The organism is Paenibacillus dauci (assembly GCF_000971985.1).
In the GTDB taxonomy this organism is placed as follows: Bacteria; Bacillota; Bacilli; order Paenibacillales; family Paenibacillaceae; genus Saccharibacillus; species Saccharibacillus dauci.
In genome coordinates, this window is sequence record NZ_KQ040798.1 from 240,243 (window position 1) to 252,813 (window position 12,571).

At 47.0% G+C, this 12,571-nt stretch carries 9 protein-coding genes; 1 reads left to right on the plus strand and 8 read right to left on the minus strand.

Going from position 1 to position 12,571, the window contains the following annotated elements:
- Positions 1–24: 24 nt before the first annotated feature.
- From WH46_RS01070 to WH46_RS01095, 6 genes are all read right to left on the minus strand, one after another.
- On the minus strand, positions 25–1,452 hold the full coding sequence (locus WH46_RS01070; RefSeq protein ID WP_046225410.1) for an ATP-grasp domain-containing protein: 1,428 nt from the start codon (positions 1,450–1,452) through the stop codon (positions 25–27).
- Between the two features lie 150 nt (positions 1,453–1,602).
- Positions 1,603–2,733 (minus strand): BtrH N-terminal domain-containing protein, encoded by a 1,131-nt coding sequence (locus WH46_RS01075; protein ID WP_017811277.1) that lies wholly within the window; start codon positions 2,731–2,733, stop codon positions 1,603–1,605.
- Between the two features lie 19 nt (positions 2,734–2,752).
- Positions 2,753–3,955 (minus strand): radical SAM/SPASM domain-containing protein, encoded by a 1,203-nt coding sequence (locus WH46_RS01080; protein ID WP_046225411.1) that lies wholly within the window; start codon positions 3,953–3,955, stop codon positions 2,753–2,755.
- Between the two features lie 268 nt (positions 3,956–4,223).
- Positions 4,224–4,508, minus strand: a complete 285-nt coding sequence (locus tag WH46_RS01085; protein ID WP_046225412.1) for an acyl carrier protein — start codon at positions 4,506–4,508, stop codon at positions 4,224–4,226.
- A gap of 436 nt (positions 4,509–4,944) precedes the next feature.
- The gene (locus tag WH46_RS01090) at positions 4,945–6,477 is read right to left on the minus strand and encodes a methyl-accepting chemotaxis protein (protein WP_052714064.1); all 1,533 of its coding nucleotides are present in this window, start codon (positions 6,475–6,477) and stop codon (positions 4,945–4,947) included.
- A 364-nt stretch (positions 6,478–6,841) separates the two neighbouring features.
- Complete coding sequence (locus WH46_RS01095) at positions 6,842–8,272, minus strand: amidase family protein (RefSeq protein WP_046225413.1); 1,431 nt, start codon at positions 8,270–8,272, stop codon at positions 6,842–6,844.
- A 232-nt stretch (positions 8,273–8,504) separates the two neighbouring features.
- Here WH46_RS01095 and WH46_RS01100 point away from each other — a divergent pair, with 232 nt between their 5' ends.
- Entirely contained in the window at positions 8,505–8,939 is a 435-nt protein-coding gene (locus WH46_RS01100; protein ID WP_026135981.1) for a GNAT family N-acetyltransferase, read from the plus strand.
- 196 nt (positions 8,940–9,135) lie between these two features.
- Here the strand turns inward: WH46_RS01100 and WH46_RS01105 are convergent, their stop codons facing one another.
- Both WH46_RS01105 and WH46_RS01110 read right to left on the minus strand, forming a co-directional pair.
- Entirely contained in the window at positions 9,136–10,653 is a 1,518-nt protein-coding gene (locus WH46_RS01105) for a glycoside hydrolase family 32 protein (protein WP_046225709.1), read from the minus strand.
- Between the two features lie 261 nt (positions 10,654–10,914).
- A complete protein-coding gene (locus tag WH46_RS01110) occupies positions 10,915–12,435 on the minus strand; it encodes a glycoside hydrolase family 68 protein (protein ID WP_046225414.1) in 1,521 nt (506 codons plus the stop codon).
- Between the last annotated feature and the right edge of the window lie 136 nt (positions 12,436–12,571).

Below are 12,571 nucleotides of genomic sequence, written 5' to 3' on the forward strand. Positions count from 1 at the left end.
ATATTGCCAGACACTAAGCGCTGATCAGTTCAGGATTTGAAAGTTATTTGCAGTTAAAAGTTGTTCCAGGCGGCGTAGCAGATACTTTTTGGTCTCTTCCTGATCGGTGACTACAGACAGATACAGACGTCCTTTGTGCTTTTTGCCGTCGGGTTGGGATGGATGGTTGACGGATAAGGCGGCTGAGGTTAATGGAAAGATACCCTGCCCGGTTTCCGGCAGGAAAAGCAGATTGGTACGCTGGAGCTCGCCCAGCAGCTGCTCATGAGATAGTGAACCGTCATGGGACACTGTGTAATTGGTCATATTCCCCTGAAGCCCTTGCTGGCGCAAATACTGGTCGATATTATTTTTGATCAGGCTCATGGATTGACGGGCATTGATCTCTACCATCGGTTCCAGCGTTCCATCCTGCAGCACCATCGAGTCGATACATACATGTCCATAATAGCCATCCTGATAGAGCTCCCGGCTAATCTGTTCCATGGTCTCAAAATAGTGATGACGCTCCAGCAGATCCATAAAATCGGCATCCGGAGACAGCGATTCCCGGTAGGCAAACTGTGAGTTCGCAAGCCATTGTACAGATATAATCTCGATATCACCCTGTTCCGTAATATAAAACTGGCAGGAAAAGTCCCGTGTCTTGTCCAGATAGCGTTCCAGTACAAACTCTACATTGCGTCCTTTGTCTTCCTGCTTGCGGATACTGCCCGCGATGCGCGCCAGCATATTAGGTGATTCGATATGGATGTTTCCTTTGCCGGATACACCGTAATTATCCTTGATCATAAAGGTTCCATGTTCCAGCAGCTTCCGGCCTACTGTTTCCAGTTGATCTGTACCGGTTACGTAGATTCCCGGATTCTCCAGACCAATCCGCTGCTTGATCTCTGCGGAATACCGCTTGGTATTCACCCGGCGTACAATCTCCAGCGGTGGATGCTGACTGTGAATACCGAACCGCTGACTGGCTTCCTTGATATACGGCACCCAGGCAAATGGTGACAATTGAGTTCCTGACAGCGGCAGCTGGTCTGCCAGCATACTGCCATGATCATAGAGCAGCTGAAAGACGGAGATCGGATGGGTGATTTCTTTGGCTGTACGCTGCGGACTTGCTGCCTGTCCATATCCTGCTGCGGTAGCAATCGGCGCGCGTACTGCTGCTTCATCCGGCTGCAGATGCACGGTATTGCTCATAAAATCAAAGCCCAGTTGGCGTGTATAATCACGCTGGGCAGGATCTATCGCATAACGTGTCAGCAGTAGATCACCCGGCTGGCAAAAGCTGAACAGCAGTTCATCCATCGCGGTGACAATCTTCTCCGCTTCCCTGTCCGGCAGCGCAGGTAAAATTGCCAGATTATGTTCTCGCCAGTGCAGTTCCGCTTCAAAGGTGCCCATATGTAGTACAGGTGATCTTGATGCACCTGATTGTAGTTCCTGCATCCTTATCCCTTCCTTTCCGGCTATCGTAATAGACAGCCTGCTCCCGGTCACCTGTGATCCATGATGCGATGCAGGTAAGATCCGTAAGCAGGCTGCACAAATAACTGGTTAATATCGGTTCATCGGATTGACTTCATGTTCTTGACAAGGTCAGACAGCAACACGGGATAATGCTTGCTGCAGGCTCGATAAATGCAGCTCTATCCGGTCAAGCAGCTCTGTGCTGCGCTGGATATAGGCATCCATCTTATGAGGACTGTTTTGCAGTCCCATTTTGTACAGCTGCAGCAGATGACGCTTGGTATCCTGATTCAGCGCTGTAATCTCCGCTTGAAGCTGCTCACCCGGTATACCCAGTTTATCCCGGTATTTACGGATAAAATGATCGGTATAACGCATCAGATGACTAAGACTTTCAATCCGCAGATGGTAATACACAGTATCACAGGCTTCCGCGAATGCCTCGCCTTCCAGCAGACTCATCTGCTCCATATCACGAACAAGCCTGCGATAGGCAGCAATTCCCCATGCTCCTGCCGTACCCTGATCCTGTCCATTCAGGAATTCATCCAGATGAGCCGTACAGACGGCTATAATCTGCTGCTCGTCCATAACAGCGTCTCCGGTATGATTCATATAGGCGTATTCTACCGTTCCTTCCAGCAGATCGGACAAGCTGGTCGGACCGCTGTAGCCCAGTACCGATCCGGACGAATCAAGCAGGAAGTGATCGCCTACATAAGCAATATTCTCCTGTGAATGCAGACCATACAGCTGGATCATATGTGTCTTGCCGGGGTTGTCGGTATATAGGGGATTGTAGACCAGATTCTCGGTTTTGACATGCAGCAGCAGTGTATTGCCACGACTCAATACATCATGCCATTCCTGCAGCATGGCATGATGTTCCTGCTGCTCCTGCGTTGTATCCGTATACGCGAGTGCAATCCCGGTATGGGTGATCCATTCCTGCAGCATCTCCCTGATCGGACGCAGACCGAATGTATGAATATCACCAGCATAGTTAAATGAAATTCCATTACTGAGAAAATAAATATCCGTCTCATCCATATGAATACTGCACTGTTCCAGCATCGCCTGCTTGGCACCGTAGTAGCAATGATTGATCACAAAATGATCATCTGCCCGCGTTAATATCCGGGCTGTTGTAGCAGCTCCCGCTACCGACGGTTCGGAACCCAGCATCAGCTCCAGATGCTCCGGCTGCATATTGTGAACTTCGCTCAGCAGGGGCAGAATCGTCTTGTCACTTACGCTCATACTCTCGCCTCCTGTCCGATCAGATATAATTGAGCGACTGCAGGGCACCTGCACCATGCAGATAGAGCACACTGCACTTGGAACAAGCCGGGGTCAGACCGCCTTCATTAATCGTTTTGCGGATCTGCTCATATTCTTCGGAATCCCATATTTCCTTGAGACTCTTCTCCTTGAGATTCCCGACCGTAAATTCAGCGAAGAATTTGCAAGGCATTACACTGCCATCCGGAATAATATCCGTACGTGAAGTAAGCGCCAGACAGTTGTTGGAACAACGACTTGTCATTTCATCGCCATGGATAAACTTGTCGATCTCATCGTAGTCCAGTCCCGGCTGATAACGCACCCGGATTTTCCAGACACGGTCATTGATCTGGTGTAGATCGTCCATCAGCGCTTCCATTTTTTCAGGATTGATTTTGTATTTAAAAGCATGCCAGCTGCTGATATGACGCTCATCCAGTTGGCGCAGCCAGCTGAACTTGTCGGCGAAATAGTGATCCATTTTGACCGATGTCTCCCTGGAGATATACCAAGGGAAGCACAGCATAACGAGATCCAGCTTTTTCGATTCGAAAAATTCCAGCAGCTCCGACATGCGTCCGATCATATTATCGTTGATTACAGCATGCACCGAGATCCGGCCTTTGTAGATGCCCTGGTCACGCAGCTCGACGAGGCGGTCGATTTCTTTCATCGTTTTCTGGAATGTTCCTTTGCCGCGGATCAGATCATGCTCGCGTTCAAATCCCTCTACAGCGATCAGCAGTTCCAGATTTTCCGAGAGATCCAGAATCTGATCCAGATGCTTGCTGATCAGCAGTCCGTTGGTACAGATGGTCATTTCACGTCGGTCATTTTGAATATGTTCGAGAATCTGGCTGAACTGGCGGTGGAACATTGGTTCTCCACCCCATAAGTAAAGGCGTGATTTGGCGCTCTTGGTATCATCCAGCAGCTGTTTGAAAATGGCTGGATCCAGATCCATATTCTGCTCGGCTTTCTCCATATTGTGGTGATAGCCGTCTTCATTCCACTGAAAACAGTGTGTACAGCGCAGATTACAGCGGTTGGTCAGCTTGATGCCGAGCGACTGCGGTATAGGCGTCTTGTAGGTAGGGTCCTTCACCTTATTACGGTAAGATACGGCGGCATTACGGACAGTTCGTTTGATCAGCTTAAAGGCTTCGCGGTCGATTGTCACTTCACTTCTTGGTTGCACGGAAAACACCTCTTCCCCGGATTCGTTGTTACCAAGTGCCTGATACCGAAAGACAGTCCTATTCAATTGTTAACGCATACAAAACACCAACTGTGTATACAACAGAGGATTAAAAATTACGCCAAATCAACAACCAAGCAAATAACCAAAAGTAATAGCGTTTTAATTTTTACATATGGTAGTATCTCCAAGCTGGATAAGGCATTCTTGATTGTTGCATTATGATATCAGCTCTATGCTGTATCCCCATCCCTACAGCTATGTAGGGTCAAGCTTCCAACGGGTGGACTGTTTCGTCAGATTGGGCTTTATTTACAAAATCACAGAACATTGCAATGGAACCGAGATGATCCATATCAAACTCTTCAAAATCAATTTCCACATCGAATTTCTCTTCTACACGCAGGATAAAATGAATAAGCTGGAGAGAGTCGAGACCGGCATCATGAATAATATCGGAATCGCTATCAAGACGGGTAAGACAGGCGGGATCTTCCTTTACTTCGCTGATCATGGCAATGATTTGCTCTACAGAAACACCGGATTGCTGCATGCTAATTCCTCCTTTGGATTGGGTGACCATACGGCAGAGAATCAGTTCAGACAAGCGTTCTAATCTGGCAAAACCATCAAGAGGGGGCCACTATATGTAAAAAGTAACCATATAATGGTATTAAGTGGATATATATTCATCTTCATTCATGATTGGTATTTAGTCAATCCTCTAGATAAGAAACTGGACAAAAGACCCAGTAAGTAAAAACGCAACTTTAAAATAACAAAAAAGCACAAATCATTTGGGAAAACAATGATTTGTGCTTTTTGATTCGTGCTACTATACAGGGTTATTGTGGACTTTACAGATTAGTAATAAGGATAAAATCTATATTTGTCGAAAATCATTTCATTACACATATTTCTTTTTTTGAAGCGTACGACACAATAGCATCAACTAATCATTAACCAGATTTCTTAATTATTATACGTTTTTAAATTTCGTCTGGCACTGTTGTTATACTCTGTTCCATTTGCACGGTTCTCTCTAGGGATGCATTCAGTGCATCAATCAAGCGCTGCAGTTCACCAAAGCTGCCTGCAATCGTGGTGACACGTCCGGTCTGCTGTTCCAGACTGGAGGAGATTTGTCTGGCTGCCGCACTGGACTGTTCGGTAACGGCAGAGATCGTACCCATTTCCATCACAGAATGACGAGTGGATTCGATCAATTCCTTGATCGATGATCCGATATCTACCGAACGTCTGGAGACGACTACAGTCTCATCCAGAATACTGGTGAACAGCTGCTCGGTCTGTTCGGCGGCTACACGAATACTGCCAATAGCATCTTTACCCTGTCCAATTCCGCCGGATACAATCTCGGTCTGCTGATGAATCCGTGTCAGGATATCGGTGATATCAACGGTTGCCTGCTGGGAGTCACTTGCCAGCTTGCGAATTTCCTCGGCGACGACGGCGAATCCTTTGCCGTGTTCACCAGCACGAGCTGCTTCAATACCTGCATTAAAGGAAAGCATATTGGTCTGTCTCGCGATATTCTCAATGGATTGCAGTACATTCGAGATCTCTTCTGCATAGGCTCGCAATGTTCCCATCGCGCTGTACGTATTATCGATCACATGTCCTACTTCGGCGACACTGCCACGCAGATTCTCTACCTGATCACTGCCTGTACGTGTAAGGGATGCTGCACGCTCTGCCAGCTCGGTCATGTCTCCTGCAGTCTGGCCAATACTGTTGATAAAGCTCTCGGATTGCTGAATCGATGTGTTAATCTCACCGATACTGCCAGCCTGGGATTCAATACCGCTGGCAATCTCGCCAAATCCGGTGGTCAGCTCGCGACCGATCCGGTCGGTATCATCCACATTGCGCTGCAGCTGTGTACCAAAAGCAGTCAGCTTCTCCGCCGATTGTTCAATTTCCTGCAGCAGCTCATCCAGCTGTCCACGCTGCTCTTCCAGATGCTCGGTCATCTTCTCGCCAACAATACAGATCGATACAACAACCGCTCCTACCATCAAAGTAACTGCGAACATAACAACAAGATCCATGGGGGAAGAAGAACTGATGAATGGATTGAAAATAACATGGATAATCTCAATAACAACGGCATAAATAATACTCAGTATGCTGGTCTTGCGATCCAGGTACAGCAGGGATAGTGCAATATAAATATAGATAGCTGCCCAGCCTACCTGTGAAGGAATAACCCATAAAATACAGAAAATAACGATGAATGAGAATCCGGAAATCCAGTATTTTCCGACCGACAAATGATGAAGTTTACGGTAAAGCAAAATAAGAGACGGACACATTACAAAAACAATAACCAGCATACCCAGCATAATACCAAGGGATGCCAGTCCTGTTAAATAGATTCCGACAAAGATCGGAATACAGGAAATCAGAATACCGAGCAATGTATACAAAAGGAGCTTGGATGCCAGCTTCTCATAGGGATCAGCATGGATTTTTTCGGTGGTGACTGTAGATGGGTTCATAGTGCCTCCTTGATGTCTGTTCTCTAAAATTTTAGCTAAATAACTATATTACTTTGTCGGTAAATCATAGAAAAATGGTTATAGCTGTAACAATTTGTATAGTTATACACAGAGCTTGATTAACATGTAATTTTACGTTCCATTCTGGCAATACATATATCTACTGTACATATCGGTTTTTATTCTGGAAATATTTTGTATTTATTAATAAAAATATGGGTGATTTTCTGCTTTTTTTAAAGTCATATACCAGGCTTTATCTACTTGCTTACATACTTTTGAAGAACAAAAAAGACCGTCCCTCAAGGACGGTCCTGGTCTCTTTTTCACGCTAAGCATATCAGATTATACATTTCGTGATTCTCTATAAAACAGGACTGCGACGTGCCGGTACCACTTGCTCAAAAGCATAGGCGATACGAATCAATTCCGGTTCGCTGTAGGCTGTACCCATAAAATTGATTCCAAACGGCAGACCATCCCGGCGGTAACCGGCTGGCACAATAATACATGGGTACCCAGCCACTGCAGGCGTATCGGTAAATCGTGGACTGAAAATAGCATCCAGCTGATGCTCGCGCAGCAGTCGATCAATACCATCTTCGCGCGCATTTTTCAGATACTGCAGGCGGTGCTGAATGTATTTGGATTCCGTCATTCTGCCGGAGGTCTCATATTCCGCTGTCAGCAGTATATCCTGTCCGTATTTCAATGTCTCCCGATGATGCAAATGATTGTAATCGATCATTTCCTTGAGCGTACGTACCGGCGCACCTGGACCAAGTGTAGACAGATAGCGATTCAGCGCCGATTTGAACTCGTACAGCAGCACGGTTGGTTCTTCAGCACTTTCGGCAAGATTGGTCCCCTCTACAATTACGGCACCGGCGTGACGCATGGCTTCGATCGAAGCTTCCATAATCGTCCGCTCTTCTTCAGTCAGATCTTTCATATAGTATCGGTTAATGCCAATACGTGCTCCCCGCAGACCTTCTGGATCGAGGCTGGTCGTATAATCTATTGTGTCCGCAGGAGAAGCAAGAGTTGCTATGTCCTGCTCGTCCTGCCCTGCCAGAATGCCGAGCAGGATCGCTGCATCGGTGACTGTCCGTGCCATTGGTCCGGCGGTATCCTGGGTGTACGTGATCGGAATAATACCTGTGCGGCTGATCAGACCAAGCGTCGGCTTGATTCCGACCAGACTATTGTTCGCCGACGGACTCATAATCGAACCGTTAGTCTCTGTACCTACAGCGACGACGCAGAGATTGGCTGCTACAGCTGCTCCGGAGCCCGAACTGGAACCTCCTACATCGAGTTGCCCAGGTCCGTAAGGGTTCAATGTCTGCCCTCCTCGTGAGCTGTAGCCATTCTTCATATCTATTGCCATAAAGTTCGCCATTTCCGTCAGATTGGTCTTGCCCAGAATGACTGCTCCTGCCGCTCGCAATTTTTTCACCAGAAAAGCATCTTCCGGTGCAAAAGAATCGGCCAGTGCCAGTGAACCAGCTGTTGTATGCATATGATCCCCGGTATTGATATTATCCTTGATCAGCACCGGAATTCCATGCAGTTCGCTGCGAACCTGTCCTGCTGCTCTTTCCTGATCCATCTGCATAGCAATATAAATCGCATCGGGATTGAGTTCAATCACAGAACGCAGCAGCGGTCCGTCCTGATCAATCTCAGCGATACGCTGCATATAGGCTGTTGTCAGAGAGACAGCGGTCTGCTCTCCTAACTCCATCGCCTGCTGAAGCTGGCGAATCGTCGCTTCCTGAAGCATAAACTCCATCTTTTCACACCTTCCTGTTTATCCGTTGATTCCTGTGACGTATGTACACCTCTAATCAATATACGGCAAAGCAGCCCAAAAAAGAATCCACATTTTGAACTGTTCCTTCATAAGATCAGAAGCGTTACGACTATGCTCCATGTTTTGATATGTACATACGGGTTAGATATAATGATAGCTCTATTACACATTCCATTTCAAATGAACAAGGACAGGTGATCACATGCCCAATATCCAAATCAAGCAGGTAGAAAATGAATACGAACTGGACCACTGTCTGTTTATCCGCAAAATCGTATTTGTTAATGAGCAGGGTGTACCGCTCGCAGACGAATATGATGAGTGGGATAACTACAGTGCCGGTATTCCGCATATTATCGCTTACGATGGAGAACAACCCGTAGGCACGGCACGTTTGCGCGAAGTCGATGGAATCGCCAAGCTGGAGCGGATCTGTGTAGTTGATACCCACCGCAAATACGGAATCGGACAGATGCTCGTTCAAAAACTGGAGGAAATGTCCAAAAGTCATGGACTGACACGCGCCAAGCTGCACGGGCAGACCCAGGCACGCGGATTTTATGAACGTCTTGGATATACAGCCGATTCGGATGAATTTCTGGAAGATGGCATTCCACATATCCGCATGATCAAGGAACTCCAATAATATAGCTATACTTCGCTGACTCGTACAGCAGCAAAAAGGATGGACTCCCCACGTAGAATTTCATAGTGGAGAAGTCCATCCTTTTTTTATAAAAATACTTTTCTTCTATAAGTTATTTTCTGATAGGAACAACTTGATTGGGTATCAAGTACATTATATTGCAGCGTACCCTGCATTCTTCCTTATATCTGTGAGCCTACTGATCAAAATGTCGAATCACTACATTTTCGAAAACGGCTTGACCGCCTTCCGAGAACAGGCTGATTCCCTGATCATCTTTATTCGGGAAAATCAGACTGGAATAGGCTACTGTGCCGTCATCCACAAATACTTCGATGCTGTTCTTATCGACGAGAATCTTGAGGTGTACTTTGTGATTGGCACTGTTGAACGGTGCCCGGCTCTCCAGACTGTTACCGTCCGTATCCGGTTGGTTGGTGTACGCTCTGTTCACGTATGTGTACCCTTCCCCTTCGGTGAACACGCCCACATCGACATGGCGACTGTGATCTGCTGATTCCCGTAGTCGCAGTCCTGCATTTTTCAGCTGGGACCAGGAGATATCGGCATCCAGCTGGTAAGAGGCTCCGCTGGCATTCAGCGTCTTGGAGCCATCTACCTCCATTCGCTGAAATTTCTGGGTCGAGGCAGGCAACAGGCTGATCGCTCCAATCGGCTGTGAGGACAGCACATAGGATTGTCCATTAAAACGAAGCCGTATTTTGCGAACGATAGAATTCATGCCATTGAATCCTTCCTGCAGAGTAGGCGTATTGTTGGCATAATCCCAGTTGTTCATCCAGCCCAGTGCATAACGCTGCTCATATGGATTGGAAGCTCCGGCGATATCGAAGGTCACTGCTGCATACCAGTCAAATCCATGATCCAGCCACTTGGGCTCCTGCCGATCGGCGATAAATTTCTTGCCGTTAAAGCTGCCGGTCCAGTAGGCATAGGTATTGGGATTACCTGCTCCACGGCCATTGGCACTGGCTCCCAGCACCCATTTATAGGCGCCGTTCGCCGCCTGCATCCGGTACAGATCCGGACATTCCAGTGTACCCACATTATCGGTCAGGAATCCACTGGTATAGGTCCACTTTTTGAGATTGGTTGACGTATAGAAGCCGATCTTGTTACCTTCTGCCATGAGCATAACCCAGTGTTTCGACTGGGGATCCCAGATGATTTTGGGATCCCGGAAATCGGCAGTACCCGGATTCGCCAGAACAGGCTTTTTGCTGTAGGAGGTGAATGTTTTGCCTCCATTTTTAGAATACCAGAGATACTGCTCCTGTGCTCCGCCATTGGCAGACGGCTGGGTCAGAATCGCGATAAACGCATTTTTGCCAAAACCGGCAGTGTTATGGGTATCAACGACCACAGAGCCTGACCACGGGTCTCCATTTTTATTTGTATATTTGGGAATGGCTACTCCCTGATCCTGCCAGTGCACCAGATCGGTGGAGGTAGCATGGCGCCATTCGGTGCCATTACCATTCGGATAGTCTTTGTTATAGAGATAATAGTAATGATATTTGCCTTTGAAATAAACAGGACGCTGCGGATCATTCATCCACTTGTCCGGAACCGTAAAATGATAATTGGCCCGCTGATTGTTCAGATGTGCGGTACCGGGTGGGCTAGCCTGACTGCTGCCTTCCGCATGATTCTGTGTAAAATAATATAACAATGCGCCCAGTATAATGAGCATAATGACACCGAGAATGACCAGTGTACGACGACGTCTGGATGTCGGGATGTTGTTATTCAAGTGGGCACCTCCTCGTGTTGGTTATCTTCCCCCTATTACCGCCTATCAAGCCGGCTAACTTGCTGTCGTTAAAAGTAATAAAGGAAAAGAAAATGCCGCTCCTACCCGGACATTTTCTTTTCCTGTTGCATTACTTGTCTGCTTGCCTTTCCTGCCTTACTGTACTATCAGATCTTTCGATATGATTATCAATACAATATCTTATTTGGATGTTACCTGTCCCTGTTCCAGGGTGCTGTTTGGCATTACTTTGGTACGATTGCCGTTGATCATCACTTCAAAGCTTGGTGCAAAGGTAGAGTGATGATCATTATAGAATCCTCTGTTGGTCATATAGCTGGTAATAACTACTTTGTTGCCTTTGACCTGTGGAATCGCAAAGTGTGCATAATTCCAGGTAATATCACGTTTATTCAGATCCTGGTGCAGTACCAATCCACTGCCGTTCAGCGGCTTATAAGGGCCATCGATTGAATCGGCTACATAACCGAGCATGTAGATATCTTCTGCATCCACACCATCCACGAACATTTTGGCGCCGCGTGTATCGGTGAACAGATACCATTTACCATTCATTTTGAAAATATTGGCGCGTTCAATTTCATCGGTTACGGTATTCGAAGCAATCAGTGGCTTCATGACTTTTTTGAGGGAATAATCATCATTCAGCTCGATAATACCAAGTGCACCATTTGCAATCGTAATGAAATTGCGATCCGGGCTGTTCAGCAGTTTCTCGCGTTCGCTCTCGAAGAACTTGTCATCTCCGCCGTAATAAGCTTTGTTAGAGAGCATCGATTGACCTTGATAGCCTGTCTCCGAACCGGTATTGGCTTCGAACACCAGATATTTGTGACCGTTATCCTCTACATAATGCGGATCTCTCAGCGTGTGGTTATCCGAATAGTCGCCTGCACGGAATGCCTGATCGACAGTCTGATACATTTTGCCATCGCCATCAAAAATCGATTTGAAATCTTCTACACCATTTACTTGCAGCGTATCATTGGAAGGCTCGGATACATTGACCTGAGCGGTGGTCAGGGTTTGCTTGCCGAAGAATCCTTTATCGGCATCCCATGGCTGACGATTCGTATAGAACAAGCGCACTTTGCCATCTTTGGTCAGGGTCGCAGAACCGGACCATTCTTCGGACTGATTATTCAGAATCGGGTCATTTGGCACCATTTTGTCGGTATCCTTGAAGACGCGGCCTGCATTTTTCCAGGCATCCAGCGATTGGTCGCCAGCTTTTTTATAGAACAGGTAAATGAATGTATCAGAGGATACTTTAGGATCGCCCGCCAGACCGAAGACTACTTCGTAGCCGTTATAGTTGGCTACTGTACCATCGGCATTTTGCAGCGGCCAAGTGTCCCATACATCCAGATCAATGATATTGCCGTTTGCATCTTTGCCTTTGGCAGATGGGATATTGCGAATAGTAGAAGCATCAAAGCCTGGCACCTCAAAACGGGACTGACCCTGCTGCTTGGCAATTTGCTGTGCATCAAAACGTGTCAGATGCGTGAATCCATAGGTATCTTCAAAAACAGGTGATACCGGTTGAACAACGGGTGCCGGTGGAGTCGGCTGAACACCATCATTGCCGCCATTATAATCCTGGCCTGATCCACTTGCAAAAGCGGAAGTTCCCCCTGTAAGCATAGCTGCTGCCATCGTAAAGACAGCGGCCTTTCTGGAAAAATTCTTGATTTTCATGTTCCTTCTCCCTTTCTGAATCGAAGATAGGGCTGTGATGGCACAGAAAAAAGACCTAAAAATCCCTATAAGGAACGGACGGCGATTGCCGTACGGATTCCTCACGGAGTTTTTTAGGTCTTGCCTGCTTTACCAG